Raw genomic sequence first — 25,677 nt, 5'->3', positions numbered from 1 at the left:
GGCATGGCGCGGGTTCTGACCATCATCCTCAACTATCGCACCCCGGCGATGACGCTGGAGGCGGCAGAGGCGGCGCTGCGCGAGATGGAGGGGATCGCGGGCGAGCTGGTAATCGTCGACAACGACAGCGGCGACGGGTCGTTCGAGGCGCTGCAAGAGGGGGTCGCTACGCGGGGCTGGGATGTTCGGGTGCTGCAATCGGGGCGCAATGGCGGGTTCGGTGCGGGCATGAATTTCGGTATGCGCGCGGGGCTGCGCGACGGGTCGGCGCCCGATTACTATTACATCCTCAATTCCGATGCCTTTCCCGATGCGGGTGCGATCCGGGTCTTGTTCGACTATCTCGAAGCGCGCCCCGGGGTCGGATTCGCGGGCAGCTATATCCATGGCCCCGAGCAGGACACCCATGTCACCGCCTTTCGCTTTCCCGGTATCCTGAGCGAGTTCGAGGGCGCGATCCGGTTCGGGCCGGTCACGCGGATGCTGGCCGATCATGTCGTGCCCCTGCCGGTGCCCGAGGTGAGCGGCCCGGTTGATTGGCTGGCCGGGGCGAGCGTGATGATGCGGGCGCGTGTGCTGGACGAGATCGGGTTGTTCGACGAGGCGTTCTTTCTTTACTTCGAGGAGACCGACCTCTGCCGCCGTGCCGCGCTGGCGGGCTGGCCCACGCATTACGTGGTCGAGAGCCGGGTGACGCATATCGGGTCGGTCAGCACGGGGATGAAGGCGTGGGACCGGGTGCCGGAATACTGGCTTGACTCGCGCTGGTATTATTTCGTGAAGAACCATGGGCTTGGTTATGCCGTATTGGCGACGCTGGCGCATGTGGCGGGGGGGAGCCTTTATCGGCTGCGCGCGCTGGTTCAGCGGCGCGGGCTGGTCGATCCGCCGCGTTTCCTGCGCCACCTGATCGCCCATGACCTCAAATCGCTTTTCACCGCGCCGAGCAGGCGCGGGGCGACGGCCGGGACAAACGTGAAGGGCGGCAACCCCGCCCTGAAGGAAGGAAAATCGTGATGACCGCGCAAACCATGATCGTGATCGGCAACGAGAGCCTTGCCATTCAATGCGGTGAAAAGCTGATCGCGGGGGGGCATGTCCTTGCCGCGCTGGTCACGCGCAACGATGACATCGCCGCATGGGGCGAGGCGCGCGGCGTGCCGGTGATCGCACCGGGGGCCGGGCTGGCCGGGCGACTTCAAGGGGTCGCGCATGACTGGCTCCTGTCGATTGCCAATCTCGACATGCTGCCCGATGACGTTCTGGCGTTGCCGCGCCGGGGGGCGGTCAATTTCCATGACGGGCCGCTGCCGGCCTATGCCGGTCTCAACGCGCCGGTCTGGGCGTTGATGAATGGCGAACGGCGGCACGGGATCACGTGGCACATGATAGAGCCGCGCGCCGATACCGGCGGGATCGTCGAGCAGGTGATGTTCGACATTTCCGAGGGCGACACGGCGCTGACGCTCAACACGAAATGCTATGAAGCGGCGATGGGGTCGTTCGGGGCGGTGCTCGAGAAACTGTCGCGCCCGGAGGTGCCGGTGGTGGCGCAGGACCTGTCGGGGCGCAGCTATTTCGGGCGCGACAAGCGACCCGTGGCGGCAGGGCGGATCGATTTCGCGCAGCCCGCGGAAGAGGTCGTGCGGATGGTTCGCGCGCTTGATCACGGGCCATACTGGAATCCGCTCGCCGCGCCCAAGATCGAGGTTGCGGGGCAGGTTCTGCTGGTCGGTGGCGCGCGCATCCCGCGTGAACCGGCGGCCCCGGCGACGCCGGGCACGGTGCTTGAGGTTGACGGGGACGCGCTGCGCGTGGCGACGGGCAAGGGTGCCGTGGTGTTGCAGGGGGTGACGGCGATCTGTGGCGGGGCGGTGGACCTGTTCGCGATACTGGCCGAGGGCGATATGTTGCCGGCCCCGGACGAGGCGGAGCGCGCCCGGCTGGAGGCCGCGATGGCACAGGCTGCGCGCGGCGATGCGCATTGGCGGGCGCAGCTGCGCGCGCTGGTGCCCGCCGAGGTGACGGGCGGCGGGGCGCCCGGGGCGGCGGGGTCGGTGCCGCTTGAAACCGGACTTGGGGCGGATGAGGTGTTGCGGCTGGCGGCCGGGCTGGTTGCTGCGCTGTCGCAGACGGGCGTGGCCGATCTGGCCTATGCCGCGCCGGGGGCGGAGGTGGCGCCGGGTTATGTCAGCCGCTGGGTGCCGCTGCGCGCGGGGGATGATCTGGACACCGCGCGCAAACATCCCTGTTTCGCGCTCGATATCGAGGCCCGAGACCGCGAGATCGGGCGGGTCGCGATGCCACAGGTCGGGCTGGCCGATCAGGGCGGGTTGATCGAGGGCACGGCATTGACCATCACGCCGGGGGCGATCCATTTCGATGGCGCGCGGGCCGGCGAGGCGCTGGCGCGGCTTTGGGCGGCGCGGCTCGAACATCTGGCGCAGGTGCCGGGCGCGCTGGACATGGCGCCCGAGGCGCTGCCGGTGCTGCCCGAGACCGAGCGTGACCTGGTGATCAACGGCTGGAACGCGACGGAAACGGACCATGATCCCGATCTGTGCATTCACCATGCCTTCGAGGCGCAGGCGGCGCGCACCCCCGAGGCCACGGCGCTGGTCTTCGAGGGCGAGAGCCTGAGCTATGGCGAGTTGAACGCCCGGGCCAACCGCGTGGCGCATGTGCTGCGCGACATGGGGGTGGGGCCGGGAACGCTCGTTGGGCTGGCCGTGGAGCGGTCGCTGCATCTTCTGGTGGGGGCGCTCGGGATTCTCAAGGCGGGCGGGGCCTATGTGCCGCTTGATCCGGCCTATCCCGCCGACCGCATCCGGCTTTATGCCGAGGACAGCGGCGCGCCCGTGATCGTGACGACAAGCGCCACGCAATCCGCGCTTCCGGCGACGTCGGCGGCCGCGCTCGTGCTGGACGCCGATCCGCGGATCGCGTCGGCCCCCGAGGCGAATGCCAAGAGCGGCGTCATTGGCGCGGACCTTGCCTATCTGATCTATACCTCCGGGTCGACCGGCAAGCCCAAGGGGGTCATGGTCGAGCATCGCAACGTATCGAACTTCTTTACCGGCATGGATGCGCGCATCCCGCATGAGCCGGGCAGCGTGTGGCTGGCGGTGACGAGCCTGAGTTTCGACATTTCGGTGCTTGAGCTGTTCTGGACGCTGGCGCGGGGTTTCAAGCTGGTGCTTTCGGGCGACGAAAGCCGCACGCTGGTCAGCCATGGCCGGATCGCGATGACCGGCAAGGGCATGGATATCGGCCTGTTCTACTGGGGCAATGACGATGGACCGGGCAAGCAGAAATACCGGATGCTGCTGGAAGGTGCGAAATTCGCCGATACCCATGGGTTTTCCACGGTCTGGACGCCCGAGCGGCATTTCGCGGCCTTTGGCGGTCCCTATCCGAACCCGGCGGTGACGGGCGCGGCCATCGCGGCGGTGACGCAGAATATCGCGGTGCGGTCGGGCTCTTGCGTCGCACCGCTGCACCATCCGCTCAGGATCGCCGAGGATTGGGCGGTGATCGACAACCTCACCAACGGGCGTGCGGGGCTGGGCATTGCCAGCGGCTGGCAGCCCGATGATTTCGTGCTGCGTCCGGAAAACGCGCCGCCGAACAACAAGGTGGCGATGTTCGACACGATCGAAAAGATCCGCGCGTTGTGGCGTGGCGAGGCGGTGCAGTTTCCCAATGGCAAGGGCAAGGATTGCGCGGTGCTGACCCAGCCGCGCCCGGTGTCGAAGGAATTGCCGGTCTGGCTGACCATCGCAGGCAACCCGCAGACATGGCGCGAGGCGGGCGAGATCGGGGCCAATGTGCTCACCCACCTTCTGGGCCAGTCGATCGACGAGGTGGGCGAAAAGATCAGGATCTACCACGACGCGCTGCGCGGGGCGGGGCATGATCCCGAGGATTTCAACATCACACTGATGCTGCATACCTATGTGGCCGAAACCCGCGAGAAGGCGCGCGAAGTGGCGCGCGGGCCGATGCGGGATTATCTCGGCGCGGCGGCGGCGTTGATCAAGCAATATGCCTGGACCTTCCCCGCCTTCAAGAAGCCCAAGGGGGTGGACAACCCGTTCGATCTCGACCTCGAGACGCTGACCGAGGACGATCTCGACGGGATTCTCGAATTCGCGTTCCTGCGCTATTTCGAGGATTCGGGGCTTTTCGGCACGGTCGAGGATTGCCTTGATCGGATCGAACAACTCAAGCGGATCGGCGTGACCGAGATCGGCTGCCTGATCGACTATGGCATCGACCCGGACCTGGTGCTGGACGGGCTCAAGCCGCTGGCCGAGGTGCATCGCCGTGCCAACCTTGCGCAGGGCATGGCCGAGGACGATTTCTCGATTGCCGCCCAGATCATGCGCCACGGGGTGACGCATCTGCAATGCACGCCCAGCCTTGCCCGGATGATCGCGATGAACGAGGAGGCGCGGCTGGCACTTGGCCGGGTGAAGCACCTGATGATCGGGGGCGAGGCGCTTTCGGGGGCGTTGGTGGACGAATTCGCGCAGATCACCGATGCACGTATCGAGAACATGTATGGCCCCACCGAGACCACGATCTGGTCCACCACCGAGAGTGCGCAGGCGGGCGAGGGTGTCGTGAATATCGGCACGCCCATCGCCAACACGCAGGTTTACGTGCTGGACGAGGCCATGCAGCCGGTGCCGGTGGGCGTCGCCGGGGAGCTTTGGATCGGTGGGGCGGGGGTTGCGCGCGGATACTGGCAGCGCGAGGCGCTGACGCAAGAGCGGTTCGTTCCCAACCCGTTCCATGGCGGGCAGGGGGGACGGATGTATCGCACCGGCGATCTGGTGCGCTGGCGTGCCGATGGGCGGCTCGAGTTCCTGGGCCGGGCCGACAATCAGGTCAAGCTGCGCGGCTATCGCATCGAGCTGGGCGAGATCGAAACGCGGCTGCATGAACAGCCCGGTATCCGCCAGGCGGTGGTGATGGCGCGCGAGGACAACCCCGGCGACACGCGGCTGGTGGCCTACCTTCTGTCGGACGGGGCGCTGGACGAGGCGGCGCTGCGTTCGGCGCTGGCGCGTGATCTGCCCGAGTTCATGGTGCCCGCGCATTTCGTGCGGCTGGATCAATTCCCGCTGACGCCCAATCGCAAGGTGGATCGCAAGGCGCTGCCCGCGCCGATGCGGGGTGCCGCGCCCGAAGCCGCCGCCGCACCAGATGCGGGCAGCGTCGAGGGTCGCATCGCCGGGGTCTGGACCCATGTTCTGGGGGTTGCACGGATCGGCGCCAGGGACAGTTTTTTCGACCTTGGCGGGCATTCGCTTCTGGCGGTGCAGGCGCATCGCGAAATTCGCGAACTGTGCGCGGTGCCGAAACTGGCGATCACCGACATCTTCCGCTTTCCCACGCTTGAAGGATTGGCAACGCGGGTTCGGGAGCTGGTTGGCGACGGGCCGGAACCTGCCGCGAAACCGGCACCGGGCAAGGGGTCGGAGCCGGTCATGACGGAGAGTGACATGCAGTCGCGCCGCCGCGAGATGCGGGCGAAACGCAGGATGGCGAGAACCTGAGATGGCGCTCGATAGCGACCCTTTCGCGGATCTTGCGGCAGCCCTTGCACGGGCGCTTCCGCCCGGCGTGGTGGTGGCGGTCGAAGACCCCGCGGCATCTGCCGAAGGGATGTTTGACGCCGAGGCGCGGGCCGTGGCCCGCGCGGTTTCGGCCCGGCGGGCCGAGTTTGCCGCCGGGCGACGTGCGGCGCATCGCGCGATGGAGCGGTTGGGTGTGCCTGCCGCACCTGTTGCGATGGGGCCGGACCGTGCCCCCGTCTGGCCGCGCGGGGTGGTCGGGTCGATCTCGCATTGCGAGGGGGCCTGCGCGGCGTTGGTGGCGCGGGCGGGGGAGATGCGCGCGGTGTCGGTCGATCTTGAGCCCGATACGGACCTGCCCGCTGACCTGCTGCCGATCGTCTGCTCGCCGGGCGAGCGCGCCTGGCTGGGCGGATTGGCGCCCGAGACGGCCGGGCGGATGGCGCGGCTGATCTTTTCGGTCAAGGAATGTGTTTTCAAGCTGCAATACCCGGTGACCGGAAAAATGATGGAATTCAGTGACATGGAGGTTGATATTGATCTATCAGATCACCGGTTTTCCGCCCGGTTCGCGGGGTCAGCCGGGGTGCATTCGCCAAGATGGCGTCCGTCTGGGTATTTCGGGATGGTGAGCGGCACCCTGTTCTGCACGAGCTTTTTGCGCTAAGTGCCTGTCATGACACGGATTCGAGCGGATTTTGTCGTCTGGTCCGAAACGCAGTGTTTCCATGATTTTTGTTAAAATAGTGGCCAAATTGAGGCAAAGCGATTAGATTGACAGGGATTACACCCGTGCCGACAGGTCTGGCTGTTTGCCGCGGCTATGCCGTATGCGCAGGACGGATGTGAGATAATCAAGCCAAATTTCTGCGGGGGCAGGGAATTTCGCCAAGGATACGGTGTTTGGACGATGGGCCAGATTCAGTCGGTTGGAGATTTTCTGGGGCTGCTGCGCCGCAACCTGCTGCTGATCGTGGCGGTGGCGATGCTGGGCAGCGCGGTTTCCGTGTGGTGGGTGCTGGGCCAGCCGCGCCTCTACCAGGCAACGGCGGTGGCGCAGATCGAAGCGCCCACGGTGGCGGATGCCGGGGTCAGCCCGTCGGCCGGGACGAGCGCGGATCAGCGGTTGCGACTGCTTGAACAACAACTGATGGCGCGGGACAACCTGATCGGGGTGATCGAGCGTTTCGAGCTTTTTGCCGACACCGATCTGTCGCTCAGCCTCAGGGTCGCGCGGCTGCGCGAATCGGTGCGCATCACCCAGATCACCGATCCGAACGTGCCGTTCGGCGTGTCGCAGATGCCCACGGGGATGATGATTTCCGTGACATATGGCGATGCGGAAACCGCCGCCGCGATGGCCAATCTCTTCCTGTCGCAACTGGTTGAGCGCAACCGCGAACGGCGCTCCATCTCTGCATCGCGCAACCTTGAATTCTTTCAGACCGAAGCCCAGAGAATCGAGGGCGAGGTGGCCGAACTGGAATCGCGGATTGCCGATTTCAAGGAAAGCAATGCGCCCTACCTGCCCGAAGGGATCGCGGCACAGCGCGATGAACTGGGGGGTCTGCGCACGACCCTTCTTGAAATCGACCAGCGGATCATCGAACTTGAGGCGTCGCGAACCCGTCAGCGCGCCGAGGTGATCGAGCGCCAGCGCGCGCTGCTCGAAGAACAGCGGGCATTGATCAACACCCGAATTTCCGAGATCGAGGAGGTCATCGCGAGGGCACCGGAAATCGACCGGCAATTCGGGATACTGAACCGGCAGTTGGAGCAATTGCGTGAACAGTACAGCATCGTGACCCGCCGCGCGACCGAGGCCGAAATGGGTCAGCTTCTGGAAAGCCAGCAGCAATTCGAGCGGATCGAAATTCTGGAAACCGCGATGGCGCCCGAAAACCCGGTCTCGGGCAGCCGCAAGAAACGGGCGGCGCTGGGCGGGGTTATGAGCCTTTTGCTGGGTGTTGGCATCGCCTTTCTTCTGGAATTGCTCAACCCGGTGATCCGCACGCGGGCGCAGCTTGAACAGGCGCTGAACGTCAAGGCGGTGGTGGCGATCCCGAAACTGGAGCGGCCCAAGCAACGGCGCGGCCGCCGGTTCGTGATCCTGTCGGTGCTGTTGGCGCTGGGTGCGGCGCTGGTGCTGGGGTGGCAGGTGATCCGCGATGTCGTGGGCAGGGTGTTCGAAGCCTTGCAATGGCGCAAGACCCATGCCTGACCGGGTGGCCCGAGGCGGCGCGGGTCAATAACCGTAGCTGTAGCCCAGCGCGTCATCGCCCTCGGCCTGGTTGAGCACGACCCCGAGGAGCGGCACGTCCTCGCCGAGGCGGCGCATGGCCTCGTGCACCTCGTCCGGTTTGGTCTGACCGCCGCCCACGATCATCAGAATGCCGTCGAACTGATCCTTGAAGGCGATTACATCGTCGAACGCCAGTGCCGGGGGCAGGTCGAACAGCACGATATCGGGATCGAGCTCATCCACCATCCGGGCGAGTGCGAGCTTGGTTTCGGGGCCTCGAAGCACCTCGGCGGCATAGGGTTCGACCCGGTCGTTCATCGCCACGGCGAGGTTCGTGCCGATATTGAGCGCGTTGCGGCCCACACGTCTGAACAGGTCGGTCACGCCGGTCCGGCCTTGCAGGAAATCCCCCATGCTGCCCGGATCATCCACGCCAAGAACCGTCGCGACCGACGGGTTGCGCATGTCGAGATCCATCAGGATTGTGCGATGGGTTTCATAGCGCGATAGCGAAATGGCGAGGTTCACCGCCGTGAATGTCTTGCCGCAATCGCGGGTGGGCGATGTGATCGCGACGCGCGTCCAGCCGTGTTCGGCAAGCGTGTTGACCAGCCGGGTGCGCAGGACGTCGAATGCGCCATGGGCCGGGTCGTGGCGGGTGGCGGTGATGATCAGGTTGCGTTCGAGATGTCCGGCATCGACGGGTATGGACGCAAGTTGCGGCCATGAACGGCCGGGTGCGGGGGGCTCTGGCGTTGCGTCCGGGGATGTCGCGCCCTGATCTTCCTGATCCCTCGCGCGTGGCGGTTCCGGCGATGTTTGGGTCGACGCGGCGTCTTCGGGGCCGGGCGGGCGCGCAACATCATCATCGTCCGTGCTGGCCATGTCGGTCGAGATGTCGGGCATGTCCTCGGGCAGATCGGCGTCATCCGGCGAGGTGTCAGGGCTCTCCTCGGGGGCGGCCTTGGCGATTTCGGCAATCAGGCGGTCGCGCGCCGCGCGGTCGAGCCTGCGCCGTGTCTTGCGGGTGAGGGGGCGGTCGTCAGACATGGTGCCGCCCCGCCCGGATCGGCGGATGGCAAAGCCCGCACATGTGTTGCATCGCGCCTGTCACTCTCATGTCCTGCCTTTACACACCCTCTGGCCCCGGGTGTCACGATGGAATTCTCCATCTTTTGACCCGATAGAACAAGGAAATGGGGCCAAATTATGCCTATTGTTCGGAAATACGCATCAAAACCCCATCAGGTTGGCGCGCGTGATCGCCTGTTCGACAAAGCGCGCACGGTCGGTTTCAGGGCGCCAACCCAGCACCGCCTTGGGCCGCGAATTGTCGAAGGGCGAGAAATGCGCGCGGCTTTTCCAGTCCTTGAAGGATGCGCGGGTCAGCCCCTTGCGGCGCAGGATGCGGGTCTTGAGTTGGTATTTCACCGCGTCGGCGGCGCAAAACACCCAAAGCGGGCCGGGCGAGACGCGGATGCGCGCACCGAGCGCCCGGTGGATGGCTTCGAAATAGCCCCGTGCCGAGAGCATCGGCTCGCCCACGAGGTTGAAGCTCTGGCCCGCGGCCTCCTCGACCTCGATCATCCGCACCAGCGCCTCGGCGCAGTCGTCGATCAGCACGAAAGGCAGGATGTTGCGCCCGTGGCCCCAGATCCTGACCGCGCCCGCCCCGTGCCAGCGCCCGATGCCCCAATGCTGCAACGGCCCGCCATGGCCCACCACGATTCCGGGCCGGGCGATCACGATCTCGATGCCTGCCCCGTGCATGTCCATCAGTTGGCGTTCGCTTTCGGCCTTGGAACGGGCATAGATGTTGCGCGCCTCCAACGGGCCAAAGCCGGTCTCCTCGGTGATGGTCTGATGCGGGTCGGACATGTCGTAAGAGGCAATCGTGCCGGTATAGATCAGCCGCTTGACGCCCGCGTCGCGCGCCGCGCGGGCGATGCGCAGGCTCACCCCCACATCGTTTTCAAGCGCGGCCTCCCATGTCGTGTCGAGCGATTTGGCGAGGTTGTAGACATGGGTGATGCCCCGCATCGCATCGCGCAGTGCGTCCTCATCATAAAGCGAGGCCGAAACCGTTTCGACATGATTGGCGATGTCATCGAACGGGCCGGACGTGCCGCGCGAGAGCACCCGCACGTCATGGCCGCGCGCCACCAGCGCGCGGGTCAGGGCGCGACCGATGAAACCGGTGCCGCCGATCACCATCACGTCCGGTTTGGGCCGGCCCTTGGGGCGGGGCAGGTCGGGGTCGGGGCGCAGCCGGGCCAGCGTGGCGTCGATGGCCGCCATCACCTTGACCGCGCTGTCCCCCGAGAACCGGGCATCGGGTGCGCGGCCCGTGCGGATCGCACCATAGGTTTCGGCGCAAAGCCCGCGGAACGACAGCCCATAGGGCGATTTCTGGTTGAGCGAAGCAAGCTGACGCGCGGCGTTGCGCGCGCCTTCACGCAGATGCGCCCAGGATTGCGCGAGTTCTGCGCGAAGCGGGTTCAGCACGAGGTCCGAGGCGTTGGGCCGCGCGATCACCAGCGTGTCATTGGCGTAATCGAGCCGCGCCATGCCCGACGATCCGCGCAAGAGCACCGAGCGGTCGTCATGGGTTTCCACGAGGCTGAGGGTCAGGGTCACATCCACGCCGCCCGCCCGGGCGATGATGCGCCAGGATTGCGGCCTTGTGCCGCCGCCGGGCAGGGCGATCTCCTTGCCGGTCTCGACATGCAGGATCTCGGCCGGGCCGAAAAGGTCGATCAGGAACGCATAAAGATGCGGCCCCAGTTCGAGCAGCAGGTTGCGGCTTTCACGCAGGGGCCAGATGCCGAACGGGCCCGCGCGCAGGGGGGCGAAGGGGAACGCCCATGTGATTTCGGCAGTCGAGATGCGGCCCAGCCGCCCCTCTGCCAGCGCCGTTTTCAGCCGCTGGTAGGAGGGCAGACCGAGGAAATTGTGCCCGGCGGTGAATTGCACCCCGCGCGCCTTGGCGGCCTCGGCTATTTCACGCGTTTCATCGGCATTGAGCGCGACCGGCTTTTCCACCAGCACATGCAGCCCTGCATTGATGCATTTCATCGCCAGCGGATGGTGGAGCTGCGGCGGTGTCAGGATATGCACCGCATCGACCGCGCCAGCCGCAAGCATCTCGTCGAGATCGGTAAAGGATTGCACCCCGTAGGCGTCGGCGAACCCCTGCGCGGCGCTGGCCGATGGATCACAGACGGCGCTGAGCTCTACGCTCCTGGTGGCGCGCAGGGCGTCGGCATGCCAGCTTGCGATATATCCCGCCCCGACGAGGCCAACCCGTGTCTCTGCCATGCCGAAATCCCTTACTTGTATTCGATGATTTCCATGTCCCAGCCGCGCCGCTTGCGCTTGTGATACCGCATTGCGCCGATCAGGTTGGGAAATTTCGACAGAAAGAGCAGAACAGAATGTCGCATCGCGGTCGCCAGCGGCAGGCCGACGTCGTGCAGCCCTTTGACCGTGCGTCCATAGGACAGGGCATAGATGGCCAGCACCGCGAGGAAAAGCGGCCATGACAGGACCGCGCCCACGATTCCCAGGAATGGCAGCACCGCACCGAAAAGCCAGACCCGGCGCCGTTCCTTGATGAAATGGCCGGGATGCAGGTCGCCGACCTGGGCAAAGCCATGGCCCGAACGGACGGCACGCTGCCACCATTGGGCAAAGCTGTGCATCGCGGCGTCGTGATGGGTCATCGGCAGGGGCAGGCGATTGACGCGAAACCCCGCGTCGCGCACCCGCACGCAAAACTCTTCGTCCTCGCTGGCGATGACCTTCGGGTTGAACCCGCCGAGCCGGGCGAAAAGATCGCGCCGCACCATCATGTCGCCACCGCAGGCGTCGATATCGCCCACCGGACGGTGCCATTCGTAATCGCACATCTCGTTATAGATGCTGGCATGCGGGTCGATTTCGGCGCGCCAGCCGGTGATGATGCCGATATCGGGCGTTGCGTCCAGCGCCCGTGCCGCATGGGTCAGCCAGCCGGGCTCCAGCGTGCAGTCGCCATCGACGAATTGCACGTAATCGGGCGGCGGCAGATCGGTGGTCAGCGCCGCAAAACCGGCGTTGCGCGCGCGGGCGGCCGAAAAGGGCTCGCTGGTGTCGAGCAGCACAACCTGCGCCCCCGCTTCGCGGGCCGCGTCGACCGACCCGTCGGTCGAGCCGGAATCGACATAGACCAGCCGCGACGCCTCGCCCTGCATCGAGGCAAGGCAATTGACCAGCCGCTGGCCTTCGTTGCGCCCGATCACGACGGCGCTGATGATGGATTGGGTCATGACAGGGGGTCCGGTCGTTTGGGCGGGCGAGGCGTGCCCGGCGTGGCATAAGCGGCAAAGAGCGAGGCCAGGCGCGCGGCCTCGATCCGGCTGTTGAACTCGCGGGCAACAATTGCCCGTCCCCGCGCCGCCATGGCGCGCGCGCGGTCGGGATCGTCGAGCACGGCGGCGATGGCCCGGGCCAGCGCCCCTGCGTCGCCCGGCGGGCAAAGGTGACCGGTCTCGCCGTCGCGCACCAGTTCGGGAATGCCTGCGATCTGCGTCGTGACGACCGGGGTTTCACCTGCCAGTGCCTCCATCAGCACGACGGGCAGGCCTTCGGCAAAGCTGGGCAGGATCAGGAGATCGCTTTGCCCCAGCATGTCGGCGACCTCGGATTGCGAGCGGTAGCCCATGAAATCGACGCGGTCGGCAAGACCCAGCTCTCGCGCCAGCGCCTCGATCGCGGCGCGGTCCGGCCCGTCTCCGATGATTGCCAGATCGGGCGCGTCCGCCCCCATGCGGGCCAGCGCGTCAAACAGCACCGGCAGCCCCTTGACCGCCGCCAGCCGCCCCACGAACAGCGCCTGCCGCCCGCTGCGCTGTCGCGTGTGCGCATAGCGGGCGGGATCGACGCCGCAATGCACGATATGCAGCTTGTCCCAGTGATCCGGCGCGGAAAACGCCATCGCCTGTGATCGGCAGAACTCGGATATGCACGCGACAAAGGCGGCCCGGCGGATCTTCTCGTCAAGGCGCCAGTGGATCGGCTCGTAAAAGATGTCCGGCCCATGCAGGGTAAAGGAATAGGGGATGCCCGAGATTTCGGAGGCAAGCATCGCGACGGTGCAGCTCGACTTGGCGATATGGTTGTGCAGGTGGGTGACGCCGTGTTGCGCCATGTGGCGGGCCAGCAGGGCGGCTTCGGCGAAATAGATCAGTTGATAAAGCAGCGCCCGCGCGCCGCCCGGTGCGGTGCGGATGGCCAGCACCAGTGCGCGCAGCCAGGCCCCGGGGCGGCGCAAGAGCCAATGGAAATGTGCGCCGACAAGGCGGGCGGGGTTCTTCGCCGTCTCCAGCACGTGAAAGGTGCGGGCCGCCTCGGTGCGTTGTTCCTCGCCCACGTGATGTTCGGGCCCGGTGCGGCGGATCGAACAGGTCTCGACCGCAAGACCGGCGTCGCGCAGGCCCGCGACCTCGCGCTGGATGAACGTGTCGGTGGCGCGCGGATATTCGCCGGTGAGATAGGCGATCTTCATGGCCGCGTCTCCAGCGCGTCGCGCATCGCGTCGGCAAAACGCGTGGGCTGCCAGCCCAGCACCGCCCTTGCATGGGCGTTGGAATAACGCGCCGGGCGCATCCGCGCGCGCAAGGGGCGTGGGCGCAAGAGGCCCGGCAAACGCGGCGCAAGGCCGGGGACATGGGCCAGCCCCGGGGCCAGCCGGTCGAGGATACGCCACGAGAGCGGTAACACGAAGGAAGGCGCGCGGGGGCCAAGCGCGGACAGGAACTGTGCGCGGTCGGGCAGGTCGTCATCGACCAAAAGGACGGGCAGCATGCCGTGCCCGGGCGGGTCGGTTTCGGCGGCCAGCACCAGCGCCTCGGCGCAGGTTCGGACCGAGACGAGCGGGATCTGCCCCGCGCCGCCCAGCCGGATCAGCACCGGCCCGAGACGCGGCCCCAGATGCGCATTCCAGAGCCGCCCCGGCCCATAGACCGCCCCGGGCCGCGCGATCCATCCCGCAAGCCCGGCCTCGCGCACCATCTTCTCTTGCGCCAGCTTGGCGCGGGTATAGGCGTCGCGCGCGTCGGGGGCCTGTTCCAATGGGCCTGTCTCGTCGATCACCGTGTTTTCCGGCAGGGCATCGGCATCGTGCACCGCGACCGAGGAGACCAGCACCAGCCGGGGTTTGGGCGTGGTGGCACTCATTGCGTCGATGAGCGCCCGCGTCGGGGCGAGCGTGTCGCGCTGCATCGCCGCGTCATCGCCGCCCAGGGCGGCGGCACAATGGATCACCGCATCGACATCCCTGAGCGCCTTGGCCAGCGCGGCCCGGTCGTGCCCGAGGTCGAAGGCGATGCATTCCACGTCCCGCATCCCGGCAAACGCCGCACAGCTTTGTCGCACCAGCGCGCGCACCTTGTGGCCACGCGCCAGTGCCGCCGCGACCGCCTCGCGCCCGACGAAGCCGCCCGCCCCGGTCACAAGGAGGCTCAGCGCGCCCATGGCATCGGCTCCGGCTTGTCGCAGCGGCTGGTGATCTCGACCGCGCCGGTGCGGCCCGCGTTCTGAATGGCCAGCGTCACCTCGGTCAGGTGCAGCGCGAAATTTCCAGCAAGGCGCGCCGTGCGCCCCTCGGCGATGGCGTCGAGCATCTCGGCCGGGCCAAGCGCGAAATTCATCGCCGCGGCCCCGCGACGTTTCACCTTGGGATGGGTGGGGCCCTTGGGCTTGATCCGCTTGCCGACCGGGCTTTCCAGAAGGCGGCGGCGGATGCGCATGCGGCGGTGGAACCGCACCGGGGCGGCATTGTTCCAGGCCTCATTGACCGCCAGCACGCCGTTGTCGCCGATCACCCGAATCCGGTGGTCATGCGGTGCGGCGATCGAACAGGTCAGCCGCGCGGGCGGCCCGTCTTCGAAAAACAGTGTTGCCACCGAGAAATCGGGCGTGCCGCCCGTTCCGCCCGGCTTGTCGGGCAGGGTCTCGGCGCTGGCCGCGACCAGATGGGTGACCGGTCCGAACATGTTGATCAGCCAACTGAGGTAATAGCCCGCATGTTCGAGGGTGCAGCCGACGGCGAATTCATCCTGATACGGCCAGCGCGCGCCGCTCTCGCTGATCCAGCCCTGCACGGGGGCCTGTGGAATGAACCCGTCGTCAAGCTCGGCATAGACGAGGCGCTGCGCGCCGACCACGCCATCGCGCAGCGCACGGGCCAGCATCTGCGCCGCCTCGCCGAGCATCGACGAGGGCGCGGAGGCCAGTTGCAGCCCGGCGTCGCGCGCCATCTGTGCCACCTCGCGCGCCTCATCAAGGTCGAGCGCCATGGGCTTTTCGCAAAACACGTGATGCCCGGCAGTCAGCGCGGCGCGGTTGATCGCGCCATGCGAGGCCGGGTTGGTCAGGTTCAGGACCAGCCCGCCTTGGGGCAGCACGGCAAACGCCTGTTCGAGATCGGCGAATTCGGGGATGCTCCAATGCGCGCAAAACGCGCGCATCCGGGCCGCATCGCGATCATGCGCGCCGATGATGCGCAGACCGGGGAAGGTGGCCAGCCCTGCCATGTAGAGATCGGCGACAAAGCCGCAGCCGACAAGAACAACCGTTTTCATCGCCGTCCTCCATTGCATGACGGCGTCGCCCGAAGCCTGAGGCGGGCAGGGAAAACGGGGATTGCGGCCATACCGATCCGCCTCTTGGCTCTTGTCATCTCAGTCAAGCGGCTGCAGAACATTGAAAATTGTCATTACCGCGGCAAAACCCCGCAACAACGTGTTGTTTCAGGAGTCTGTCATGAAAGAACACCGGATTCCAGACAAGGCTGCAACCGCAAAGGGAATCGCGTGAAGATCCGGGTCGGAGAAGAGGAAATCGCGGTCAACCTGCCCGATGCCGATGCGCTTCTGGAGGCGGTGCGGCGGCGGATGCAATCGGGCGAGGGGTTCGCGCTGGCGACGATCAACCTCGATCACCTTGTGAAACTGCGTGGCGATTCGGGGTTTCTCGCGGCCTACCGCGCACAGGATTTCGTGGTGGCCGACGGCAATCCCATCGTCTGGCTGGCGCGGCTTGCGGGCAAGCGGCTGTCCCTTGTGCCGGGATCGGACATGGTGATGCCGCTGGCGCGGCTCGCGGCCGAAGAAGGGGTGAAACTGGGGCTTGTCGGCTCGACCGAGGAGAGCCTTTCGGCTGCTGGTGCGGCGCTGGAAACGGCGGTGCCGGGGCTTGAGATCGCCGCACGGATCGCGCCGCCCATGGGGTTCGACCCGGACGAGCCGCGGGCGGGCGAGATCCTGCGCGACTTGCAGACGGCGGGGGTCGGGCTGGTCTTTCTGGCGCTCGGCGCCCCCAAGCAGGAGAGGCTGGCCGCGCGCGGGCGGGCCGAGACTCCGGGCATCGGCTTTGCCTCGATCGGCGCCGGGCTTGATTTCCTGTCGGGGGCACAGAACCGGGCGCCCCGATGGGTGCGCGCCATCGCGATGGAATGGGCGTGGCGCATGTTCTCCGCGCCGGCCCGCCTCATGCCGCGCTACGCGCGTTGTTTCGCGATCCTGCCGGGGCATATGTGGCGCGCTTTGCGGATGCGCTGGCAAGACCGGTAAGGTCGGCCATCCCGGTCAATCGAGGCGCCGCAAGGGGGTGCGCCGCCCAAGCAGCCGGTCCTTGATCCGGGCCTTGAGACCGCGTGGCGGTGGGATCTCGACCGCCTGCTCGAACGTGGTTCCGGTGAGTGCCGGATCGTGCCAAAGCGCCAGTTCCGCCCCCCATGTCGCCGATTGCTCGGGCGCGATGCCATCGGGAATGCCCATGCGGGTGGCCAGCATCCCGGGCATCCAGTCGGAGATCACGATGTCGGGAAAGCGGTCGGCGAGATCCGCCACCAGCGCGCGGGTCAGGATGCGTGCCGCGCCCTTCGACACCGAATAGGCGGCCGAGGCGGGAAGCGGGTGCAGATCGGCGAAGGTCGCGACGTTGAGGATACGGCCAAACCCCGTTCCCGCCATCCGGTCGAGCGCGAGGCGGGTGGCGGCGAAGTTTCCTCCGAGATTGACATCGACGGTTTGCATGAAACTTTCGGGGGTTTCGTCGAACAGGTCGCGGCGCGGATAGAGTGCCGCGTTGTTGATCAGAAGGGTAAGGGGGCCAAGCGCGTCGACCTGCTCGAACGCGCTGCGCAGGCTGTTGAAATCGCTCACATCCGCCGTGATCGGCGTGATCCGGTTCGAGCCGTTTGCCGTCTCGGCGAGGCTTGCGGCATTGCGCCCCAATGCCGCCACCCGCATCCCCCGTGCAGCCAGTTCGCGCGCCAGCGCCCGGCCCAGCCCGCGCCCCGCGCCGGTGACAAGCGCCACGCCCGATTTCACCCTGTCGTCATCGCGCGCCATTCTTGCCCTCCCGGATGATGGCATCGGCCACGCGCAGCGCCTGCGCCGCGATGGAGAGCGAGGGGTTCACCCCCATCGAGGTGGGAAAGAACCCGGCATCCGCCCCCCAGAGATTGGCGATGCCATGCGCCCGCCCATCGCCACGCAGCACGGCGCGCGCCGGGTCGTCGCCAAAGCGCATCGTGCCCGAGGGGTGGCCGAAATTCAATTCCGGCCGGCGGGTCAGGAACATCTTGCGCTGGCCGCGCAACGCGCGCGCGATCTCGCGGCGGAAGAGGCGGCGGCGCGCGCGCAACTCGTCATGGATGCGATAGTCGACGGCAATCTCGTCGCTGTCGCCCTCGGGCGGCAGCACGCGGTTGTCGTCATAGGGCAGGTCTTCGAGCAGCCCGACGAAAATCTTGGCGGTACCTAGAAGCTTGGCCGCGATTGCCGCCGGTATGCGGGTAAGGCCCACCGCGCCGGGGATGCGCCCCAGTGCCGAGTTCTCGACCAACCCCCTGAGATACCATGCGATTTCACCGTAGGAGGCCGCCACCCCCATGGCCTGCACCATGCCCAGCCGCTGCCCCTCGCGCCAGTAAAGATCGCGCAGCCCCACCGCCTTAGACGGGCTTGGATCATCGCCACCGGGCCAGATCGCGAACATCTCGTTGAGGTGAAACATCAGGCCCCGCCCCACCAGCCCGCTGGCATTGGCGACGCCTTGCGGAAAGCTTTCAGAGGCCGACGCGAGGCAGAGCCGGGGCGAGCCGAACGCGCCTCCGGCCAGCACGACATGATCCGCCGTGAGGCTCAGCATTTCGCCCGCGCGTCGCGCCTCGATCCCGGTGATGCGCTCCCCGTCACCCTGAAGGCGCGTGACGGTGCAACGGTCGAGCAAGGCGGCGCTGCCAGTCGCCAAGGCCGGTTCCACCCCGGCGGAGCGCCCGTCCATCTTACAGGCGCGCGGGCATTTGAAACCAAGGCAGTCCTTGCAGCCGGGCAGATGGGCGATCGCGGAATGCAGCGCGTAGGGGTGCAGACCGGCCGCGCGAAACTGCTCGGTCAGCCGCGCATCGCCGCGCGACAGGGGCGGCGGCGCAGCAAGGTTGGGGCAGGGCGTGTCGGACAGCGGATCGGGCGTGCCGCAAACCCGGTAAAGTGCCTGCGCCCGGTCGAGCCACGGCGCGAATTCGGCCCATGACACGGGCCAGCCGCCGGTCGGATGCGGGCGCGCCTCGGAATGGTCGAGGTCATGCGGCTCGGGCCGCTCGAGCGTGGCGGCATAGAACACCGACGACCCGCCGACGCCCGCGCCAAGCGGGGCGAAAAACCGCGTTGCGCGCCCGTCCACATTGGCGCGCATCTGCCCGGGCCAGAACCCGCGCGCGACCCGCGCTTCGGGTACGAATATCCCGGGCGAGAGCGGCGTTTGCTCGGCCCGGTGCCCGGCGGGGCCTTTTTCGACGAAAAGCACCTTCAGCCCCGCCTCGGCCAGTGCGCGGCCCGCCGTGCCGCCGCCGATCCCGGTGCCGATCACGATCACGTCCCAATGCCGTTGCGCGATCTCGTGGCTCATGGTCCTGCCCCTTCGAACACTGGCGCGAACAGCGGTGCCAGCACCCGCGCGGCCCGGTTGGTCAGGTGGTTGTTGTCGAAATACCAGCTTTCACCGTCCTGCATCACCGAACATTCCGACGCATCGCACAGTTGCGGCCACGGGTCGATCAGATGCAGGCTTTCGGTTTCGACCCACGGCGCGAACAGCGCCTCGCCCGGCGCCGCCCGTGCCTGTGCCCGGTCGCGGGGCAGGGCGAGCGGTGCGTCCTCGGGCGTGATCCGCCCATGGGCAAGCTGCCGCGCCACCTCCCGGCTGTCATAGAAGGGAATTTCCGGCGGCTGGCGCAGCACGAATATCCGCTCGAACCTCTCGTCGAGAACCGGCAGGGTGGCGTCGAGCGCACGGGCAAAGACCGCCGGATTCGTCGCGCCGCCATGACCGGACAACGCGATGGTGTTCTGCGCATCTCGCCCCACGCCCGCACCGGTGGCGTAATAGGACCAGCGCCCCACCAACAGCAGGCTGTGCACCGCCTCAAGCGAGGTCAGCCCGGCGCGGATCGTGGCATTGGCCGTCGTGCAGGCCGCATCCTCGGCCCGGGTGGCATAGCTTTCGCGTTTCTCGATCCCGAACAGCGGCGGACAGCCCGCATGCCAGATGAGAAGCCCAGGCGTGCCCGCCTCCCACGCGGCCGTCTCGAGCCCCTCTTTCATCGCGCGCAGGTGGCTGTCGCCCCAGATCACGACACGCGGCGCCCCCTCGGGGCCGATGGGGCAAAGCTCGACCCCGGCAAAGGGACCGTTGGCCGGGGTGTGACAGCGCGAGAAATCCTGAAGAAAATCGGCCGACGCCGCGATATGCGGCCGGGTTTCGGAACCAAAGCGCCCCGGCATCCCGTCCTTGACATAGGCCAGCCCGCCAATCGCCAGCATCGCCCCGGTGGGCAGCGCCAGTGCGCCCAGCACCGGCCAGCCGCGCGCGCCCTCGATCTGCCGAAACGGCCGTTCGACATAGCGCCACGAGATCACCGCCAGCACAAAGGAAAGCGCCATCCAGCCCGCCGCCTCCCACGGGCCGGAATAGCCGTCGCGCCAGTATTTCGACAGCACCAGCACCGGCCAGTGCCAGAGATAGAGCGAATAGGATATTTGCCCGATGAACACCGGCAGCCGGGCCGCGAGCGCCCGGTTGACCGGGTTGGCCTGCCGCCCGTTCAGGATCAAGAGCACGGTGCCCGCCACCGGAATCGCCGCCTGCCACCCCGGAAAACCCTCGGCTTCGATCAGCGCCAGCCCGCCCAGCACCAGCGCAAGGCCCAGCCAGCTCAGCCCCGGGTGCCAGTCGAGCCGCGCCTGCCGCGACTGGCCATGGATCGCCAGAAGCACTCCGGCCAGAAGCTCCCACGCGCGGAACGGAAAAAGGTAAAACGCCGTGGTCTGGCTCATCGGTGTGATCCAGACCGAGGCGGCCAGCGAGGCGGCGAAACCGACCACCAAGGCCCAGAACAGCACCCGCCGCGATGCCCTCAGCACCAGCATCAGAAGCGGCAGCGCGATGTAGAACTGTTCCTCCACCGCCAAGGACCACGTGTGCAAGAGCGCCTTCACATCCGCGCCGATGTCGAAATACCCCTCACCGCGCCAGAACAGCACGTTCGACAAATAAACCGTCGCCGCGATCAGCGACTTGCCGAATTCGCGGAACTCGAAAGGCAGGAACACGAACCATGCGGCCATCGCGGTCACGCTCGCCATCGCGAAATAGGCCGGGGCCAGCCGCTTGACCCGCCGGATATAGAACCGCGCGAGGTGGAGCCGCCCGCTCTCGCTCATATCACGCCACAGGATGCCGCCGATCAGGTAACCCGAGATGACAAAGAACACATCGACCCCGGCAAAGCCCCCCGCCACGCCCGGCACGTCGAAATGATAAAGCACGACCGCCAGAACCGCGATCATGCGCAGCCCATCTATTTCGGGCCGATAGGCGGGGTGGGGCAGGGTCGAAATGGCGCTCTCCGGGGCTGGTTTGCGAAACGGCACAGGCTGACATGGTGTTTAATGCAAGAAAGGGGCAGAAATTGCACCGCTTCTTTGCGAATTTGCGGCAAGCGCGGAAACAGAACCGGAAAGGCGGGTTGTGAATGATTTGTGAGCGACCAGACGTCCCCCGGTTCAGTTTTCAGGACGCATCGTTCAGGAATCGTGTGACGGCCTTGAGCAACTCGCTTGGGGCCTCTTCCGGCAGGAAATGGCCGCCGGGAAGGGGTGCGAACTCTGGCCGTTGGCACCAGCGTTTCCATATACGTCGGACATCAAAGTGTTTTCCGATGACACCACGGTCGCCCCACAGGACCAGCGTAGGACAGGAGATCATTTTGCCCGCCTCTCGGTCGGCTTCGTCGTGCCGCGTGTCGATGTGGTAGCCAGCGCGAAAGCATTCGCACATCGCGGTGATCGCCTCTGGCGTAGTGTTCGCCGCAACATAAGATTGCATGGCGATATCGTCATAGGGAACTGGCCGATCGGACAAACCTTGAAGGATGAGCCGCAAAAAGAACTCCGGATCGCCGGAAATCAGCCGCTCCGGGATCGGGTAATCTTGCGTCAGAAACGAAAAATAGAAGTAGTCCTGGGCGATGTCCGCATTCAATCCGGCGTAGAAGTCCAGCGCCGGGATGATATCCAAGACGGCAAGTCGTGTGACAGCCTGCGGATGATCGAGCGCGAGCCGCCTCGCGACGCGCGCGCCACGGTCGTGGGCCACTAGGGCAAAGCGTTCATGGCCGAGCTCCCGCATGACGGCCAACTGTTCGGCGGCCATGTCCCGTTTCGTATAGGCGTTGGCACCTTCGGCATGGCCGGGTTTGTGCGTCTCGCCCCGGCCCCGAATGTCGGTCAGGACCACCGAGAAGTTCTCTGCCAGCGCCGGTGCAAGGTGGTGCCAGCACAAATGGGTTTGCGGATCCCCGTGGAGCATCAAGAGGGCTGGACCATTCCCTTTGCTCAGGGTCAGGACAGGCCCGCTGCCGGGATCAACGAATCGACGTTCGAAACCGGGAAGCAGCCGTGTATCCGCGTCTTCAAAGATGCTCATTCATCCACTCCTTGTAGTCTTTGATCGCGTCTTCGTTCCGCCGGAAGAAGGACCACCGCCCGATCTTGCGCACGGATACAAAACCCGCCCGGCGTAGCAGTTCCAGATGGCGGCTGACCGTCGGCTGGGCCATGGACAGCTTCTCGGTCAGAAGGGTGACACAGACCCCGATTTCGGATGGCTTGCCCGTTTCCTGATGTGCGAAATGGCGATCCGGCTCGGCGAGCCACGTGAGGACAGCGAGCCGCGCCTCGCCGGCAAGCGCCTTGGTTTGTTCAAGTCGGTTGGTCATGGTCGGCTAATACATCGTTAATTAGCTATTTGACAATATGTTAATCTCACCCCTCGGAATCCAAGGATGGGAAGCGGTAAGGTCTGGCTGCCAGGGGTATTCAAAAACGCCGGCCAAATGGCTGGACAACCATAATAGGAGGGCGTCATGCCGGTGAGGATCGAGAAGAACGGAGCGGTCTGGACGGTGATCCATTCCCGCGCGCAAGCGCGCAACGCGATGGATGTGGACCACGCGCGCGCGCTCTACGCCGCGTTTCTGGAGTTCGAGGCGGGTGACAGCGCATCCGTCGCCGTGTTCTGGGGCGAGGGCGGCGCGTTCTGCGCGGGTTGGGATCTCACCCAGGTCGCGGCCCTGGCCGAGGGCGAGGCGTGGGCGGCGCTCGATTTCACCGAAGAGGGGCACGTGATCGGCCCGATGGGGCCGTCGCGGCTCGATCTCTCCAAGCCGGTGATCGCCGCCATCGAGGGGCCTGCGGTGGCGGGTGGGATGGAGCTTGCCATCTGGGCAGACATGCGGGTGATGGGGCAGGGCGCGTTCATGGGCGTTTACTGCCGCCGCTGGGGTGTGCCGCTGATTGACGGGGGCACGGTGCGCCTGCCCCGGCTGGTGGGCGAGGGGCGCGCGATCGACCTGATCCTGACCGGGCGCAAGGTCACGGCGGAGGAGGCGCTGGATATCGGGCTTTGCGAATACGTGGTGCCCGACGGGCAGGCGCGCGCCCGGGCCGAGGAGATCGCCCACCAGATCGCCCGCTTTCCCCAGGGCTGCCTGCGCGCCGACCGCGCTTCGGCCCGGGCGCAGGCGGGGATGGCGCAACGCGCCGCCCTGCGCCAGGAATGGGAGGGCAGCAAGGACATGGTGCAAGCCGAAGGCGCCAAGGGTGCCGCGCGGTTTGCCGGGGGCAAGGGGCGGCATGGGGATTTCGGCGACATCTGATTGCGTGTAAGGCTGCGCGACACCGCGTGAAAGGCCGCCCCATGGACCCGCAATTCGACATCTTCCTCGCCACCGCCCCGGGGCTGGAGCCCGCCTTGCGTGACGAGGCGCAAGAGGCGGAGTTTGACGCGCCCCGCATGGTGCCCGGCGGGGTCGAAACGCGTGGCGGTTGGGCCGAGGTCTGGCGCGCGAACCTTGTCCTGCGCGGCGCGGGCCGGGTGCTGGTGCGGGTGGGCGCCTTCCGCGCCATGCACCTGGCACAGCTCGACAAGCGCGCGCGCAAATTCGACTGGGCCGCCTTCCTGCGCCCGGATGTGCCGGTGCGGGTCGAGGCCACCTGCCACAAGTCCCGCATCTATCACGACCGCGCCGCCGCCCAGCGGATCGAACGCGCCATATCCGAAACGCTGGGCGCGCCGGTTTCGCCCAAGGCCGCGCTGCGGGTGATGGTGCGGATCGAGGATGATCTTTGCACCATCAGCCTCGACACCTCGGGCGAGCCGCTGCACCGGCGCGGCCATAAACAGGCAGTGGGCAAGGCGCCGATGCGCGAAACGCTGGCGGCGCTCTTCCTGCGACAATGCGGGTTCACCGGCGGCGAACCGGTGCTCGACCCGATGTGCGGCTCGGGCACGTTCGTCATCGAGGCCGCCGAGATCGCCGCCGGTCTGCCCCCGGGGCGCGACCGGGAGTTTGCCTTCATGCAATTCGCAAACCATGACGCGGCGGGCTACGCAGCACTCCGGGCCGAGGCGCTGGCCCGGGCGGTCACACCCGCGCCGACGTTTCACGGCTTCGACCGCGACCAGGGTGCGATCCGCATGGCGACGCAGAATGCCGAGCGGGCGGGCGTGGGCGAATTCACCCGCTTTGCCTGCCAGTCGATCACCGATCTCGAACGCCCCGACGGTCCGCCCGGGTTGATGATCGTGAACCCGCCCTACGGCGCGCGGATCGGCAACAAGAAGCTGCTTTACGGGCTTTACGCCGCGCTGGGCCAGGTCGCGCAAGAGCGGCTTTCGGGCTGGCGCATCGCGCTTGTGACCAACGAGGCCGGGTTGGCCCGCGCCACCGGCCTGCCTTTTGCTGCCCCGGGGCTGCATGTCGCCCATGGCGGGCTCAAGGTGCGGCTCTGGCAGACTGGTCCGCTCCCCTGAGATGTTACAGATGCGCCGGTAAATCTGGAATTGGAGTAACAAAAGACTTGCTCCGAATCGCATTCGCGCATATCACCGACCATGCGGTCGGGTATTGGGAGATGCCCCGCCGCCCCCCGGTTTGCCGTAACGAAATCGGGGGCAAGGTCGGAAACGCGCGGGTGTTTCGCGCCGGATCGTGGCAGGATCGGCAGTGGACACCATTCGAGGAGAAACCATGCCTGACGCTTTCATCTGCGACGCCACCCGCACACCCATCGGCCGCTACGGCGGTGCGCTGTCTTCGATCCGCACCGACGATCTTGCCGCCCATCCCATTGCCGCGCTGATGGCGCGCAACCCGGATGTGGACTGGGCCAGCCTTGACGACGTGATCTATGGTTGCGCCAACCAGGCGGGCGAGGACAACCGCAATGTGGCGCGCATGGCGGCGCTTCTGGCCGGGCTGCCGGTCGATGTGCCCGGCGCCACGATCAACCGGCTTTGTGCCTCGGGGCTTGACGCCGTGGGCACCGTGTCGCGTGCGATCCGGGCGGGCGATTACGACATGGCGATTGCCGGTGGCGTGGAATCCATGTCACGCGCGCCTTTCGTGATGCCCAAGGCCGAAACCGCCTTTTCCCGCGCCAACGCGGTCTATGACACCACCATCGGCTGGCGTTTCGTCAATCCGAAGATGAAGGCGCAATACGGCATCGATTCCATGCCCCAGACGGCCGACAACGTCGCCGCTGACCATAACGTCAGCCGTGAGGATCAGGACGCTTTCGCCGCCCGGTCACAGGCGCGCTGGGACGCGGCGCAAAAGGCCGGCGTCTTCGCCGACGAGATCACCCCGGTCAACGTGCCACAGCGCAAGGGCGATCCCGTCGTGGTCGATACCGACGAACACCCCCGCCCCGGCACGGACGCGGAAAAGCTGGGCAAGCTCAAGGGCGTGAACGGCCCCGACCTGAGCGTGACCGCGGGCAATGCCAGCGGCGTCAATGACGGCGCGGCGGCGATGCTGATCGCCAGCGAAGCCGCGGCGGCGAAAAACGGCCTCACCCCGATGGCGCGCATCGTCGCCATGTCGGCGGCGGGGGTCGAGCCGCGGGTGATGGGCATCGGCCCGGTGCCAGCGAGCCAGAAAGTGCTGCGTCGCGCCGGGCTCAACATCGGCGAGATGGATGTGATAGAATTGAACGAGGCCTTCGCGGCCCAGGGCCTTGCCACGCTGCGTGCCCTTGGCGTGGCCGACGACGCCCCCCATGTGAATCCCAATGGCGGGGCCATCGCGATTGGCCACCCGCTGGGCATGTCGGGCGCGCGCATGGCGCTCTCGGCGGCCTATCAGTTGAAACGCACGGGCGGGCGCTATGCGCTCTGCACCATGTGCGTGGGCGTGGGCCAGGGTGCCGCGCTCATCCTTGAACGCGTCTGAGGGAGGAC

At 66.7% G+C, this 25,677-nt stretch carries 19 protein-coding genes; 8 read left to right on the top strand and 11 right to left on the bottom strand.

All coding sequences use genetic code 11. From position 1 onward, the window contains the following. Positions 1–3 precede the first annotated feature (3 nt). The 4 genes from FLO80_RS04480 to FLO80_RS04465 all read left to right on the top strand — a co-directional run bounded on the left by FLO80_RS04480 (position 4) and on the right by FLO80_RS04465 (position 7,803). Positions 4–1,017: a glycosyltransferase family 2 protein gene (locus FLO80_RS04480; protein WP_111363501.1), complete on the top strand. Its 1,014-nt coding sequence runs from the start codon at positions 4–6 to the stop codon at positions 1,015–1,017. Next, positions 1,017–5,564 (top strand): MupA/Atu3671 family FMN-dependent luciferase-like monooxygenase, encoded by a 4,548-nt coding sequence (locus FLO80_RS04475; protein ID WP_111363503.1) that lies wholly within the window; start codon positions 1,017–1,019, stop codon positions 5,562–5,564. Before FLO80_RS04480 ends, FLO80_RS04475 begins: the two co-directional genes overlap by 1 nt. A 1-nt stretch (position 5,565) precedes the next feature. Continuing rightward, positions 5,566–6,249 (top strand): 4'-phosphopantetheinyl transferase family protein, encoded by a 684-nt coding sequence (locus FLO80_RS04470; RefSeq protein ID WP_111363504.1) that lies wholly within the window; start codon positions 5,566–5,568, stop codon positions 6,247–6,249. A gap of 243 nt (positions 6,250–6,492) precedes the next feature. Further along, the gene (locus tag FLO80_RS04465) at positions 6,493–7,803 is read left to right on the top strand and encodes a GumC family protein (protein WP_111363506.1); all 1,311 of its coding nucleotides are present in this window, start codon (positions 6,493–6,495) and stop codon (positions 7,801–7,803) included. A gap of 24 nt (positions 7,804–7,827) precedes the next feature. Here FLO80_RS04465 and FLO80_RS04460 read toward each other — a convergent pair whose 3' ends face one another. From FLO80_RS04460 to FLO80_RS04435, 6 genes are all read right to left on the bottom strand, one after another. Then, positions 7,828–8,874 (bottom strand): CpsD/CapB family tyrosine-protein kinase, encoded by a 1,047-nt coding sequence (locus FLO80_RS04460; protein ID WP_246156556.1) that lies wholly within the window; start codon positions 8,872–8,874, stop codon positions 7,828–7,830. 183 nt (positions 8,875–9,057) lie between these two features. Next, positions 9,058–11,142, bottom strand: coding sequence for an NAD-dependent epimerase/dehydratase family protein (locus FLO80_RS04455; protein WP_111363508.1), 2,085 nt, complete (start codon positions 11,140–11,142; stop codon positions 9,058–9,060). Between the two features lie 11 nt (positions 11,143–11,153). Further along, complete coding sequence (locus FLO80_RS04450) at positions 11,154–12,131, bottom strand: glycosyltransferase family 2 protein (protein ID WP_111363510.1); 978 nt, start codon at positions 12,129–12,131, stop codon at positions 11,154–11,156. Then, positions 12,128–13,369, bottom strand: coding sequence for a glycosyltransferase (locus FLO80_RS04445; protein ID WP_111363512.1), 1,242 nt, complete (start codon positions 13,367–13,369; stop codon positions 12,128–12,130). The genes FLO80_RS04450 and FLO80_RS04445 overlap by 4 nt, the downstream gene beginning before the upstream one ends. Beyond that, positions 13,366–14,337, bottom strand: a complete 972-nt coding sequence (locus FLO80_RS04440; RefSeq protein ID WP_111363514.1) for an NAD-dependent epimerase/dehydratase family protein — start codon at positions 14,335–14,337, stop codon at positions 13,366–13,368. The genes FLO80_RS04445 and FLO80_RS04440 overlap by 4 nt, the downstream gene beginning before the upstream one ends. Continuing rightward, positions 14,325–15,446, bottom strand: a complete 1,122-nt coding sequence (locus FLO80_RS04435) for a Gfo/Idh/MocA family protein (RefSeq protein WP_111363516.1) — start codon at positions 15,444–15,446, stop codon at positions 14,325–14,327. Before FLO80_RS04435 ends, FLO80_RS04440 begins: the two co-directional genes overlap by 13 nt. A 231-nt stretch (positions 15,447–15,677) precedes the next feature. Here FLO80_RS04435 and FLO80_RS04430 point away from each other — a divergent pair, with 231 nt between their 5' ends. Continuing rightward, positions 15,678–16,436 (top strand): WecB/TagA/CpsF family glycosyltransferase, encoded by a 759-nt coding sequence (locus FLO80_RS04430; RefSeq protein ID WP_246156554.1) that lies wholly within the window; start codon positions 15,678–15,680, stop codon positions 16,434–16,436. 15 nt (positions 16,437–16,451) lie between these two features. On the opposite strand, the gene FLO80_RS04425 is transcribed toward FLO80_RS04430, so the two are convergent. The 5 genes from FLO80_RS04425 to FLO80_RS04405 all read right to left on the bottom strand — a co-directional run bounded on the left by FLO80_RS04425 (position 16,452) and on the right by FLO80_RS04405 (position 22,150). Further along, complete coding sequence (locus tag FLO80_RS04425; RefSeq protein ID WP_111363518.1) at positions 16,452–17,219, bottom strand: SDR family oxidoreductase; 768 nt, start codon at positions 17,217–17,219, stop codon at positions 16,452–16,454. After that, positions 17,206–18,780: a GMC family oxidoreductase N-terminal domain-containing protein gene (locus FLO80_RS04420; RefSeq protein WP_111363520.1), complete on the bottom strand. Its 1,575-nt coding sequence runs from the start codon at positions 18,778–18,780 to the stop codon at positions 17,206–17,208. Before FLO80_RS04420 ends, FLO80_RS04425 begins: the two co-directional genes overlap by 14 nt. Continuing rightward, on the bottom strand, positions 18,777–20,804 hold the full coding sequence (locus tag FLO80_RS04415; protein ID WP_281286956.1) for an acyltransferase family protein: 2,028 nt from the start codon (positions 20,802–20,804) through the stop codon (positions 18,777–18,779). The genes FLO80_RS04420 and FLO80_RS04415 overlap by 4 nt, the downstream gene beginning before the upstream one ends. A gap of 139 nt (positions 20,805–20,943) precedes the next feature. Next, entirely contained in the window at positions 20,944–21,858 is a 915-nt protein-coding gene (locus FLO80_RS04410; RefSeq protein ID WP_111363522.1) for an alpha/beta fold hydrolase, read from the bottom strand. Continuing rightward, positions 21,845–22,150, bottom strand: coding sequence for an ArsR/SmtB family transcription factor (locus tag FLO80_RS04405; protein WP_111363524.1), 306 nt, complete (start codon positions 22,148–22,150; stop codon positions 21,845–21,847). Before FLO80_RS04405 ends, FLO80_RS04410 begins: the two co-directional genes overlap by 14 nt. Positions 22,151–22,297: 147 nt before the next feature. Here FLO80_RS04405 and FLO80_RS04400 point away from each other — a divergent pair, with 147 nt between their 5' ends. The 3 genes from FLO80_RS04400 (at position 22,298) to pcaF (ending at position 25,669) form a co-directional block, all read left to right on the top strand. Next, the gene (locus FLO80_RS04400) at positions 22,298–23,089 is read left to right on the top strand and encodes a crotonase/enoyl-CoA hydratase family protein (protein ID WP_111363526.1); all 792 of its coding nucleotides are present in this window, start codon (positions 22,298–22,300) and stop codon (positions 23,087–23,089) included. 41 nt (positions 23,090–23,130) lie between these two features. After that, positions 23,131–24,246, top strand: a complete 1,116-nt coding sequence (locus FLO80_RS04395) for a THUMP domain-containing class I SAM-dependent RNA methyltransferase (RefSeq protein WP_111363528.1) — start codon at positions 23,131–23,133, stop codon at positions 24,244–24,246. Positions 24,247–24,463: 217 nt separating this feature from the next. Beyond that, positions 24,464–25,669, top strand: coding sequence for a 3-oxoadipyl-CoA thiolase (gene pcaF, locus FLO80_RS04390; RefSeq protein WP_111363530.1), 1,206 nt, complete (start codon positions 24,464–24,466; stop codon positions 25,667–25,669). Positions 25,670–25,677: the final 8 nt, after the last annotated feature.

It is taken from the genome of Aquicoccus porphyridii, from assembly GCF_008369105.1.
GTDB lineage: Bacteria > Pseudomonadota > Alphaproteobacteria > Rhodobacterales > Rhodobacteraceae > Aquicoccus > Aquicoccus porphyridii.
The sequence above is the reverse complement of the archived record's forward strand: the minus strand, read 5'-3'. Positions and strand labels throughout refer to the sequence as shown.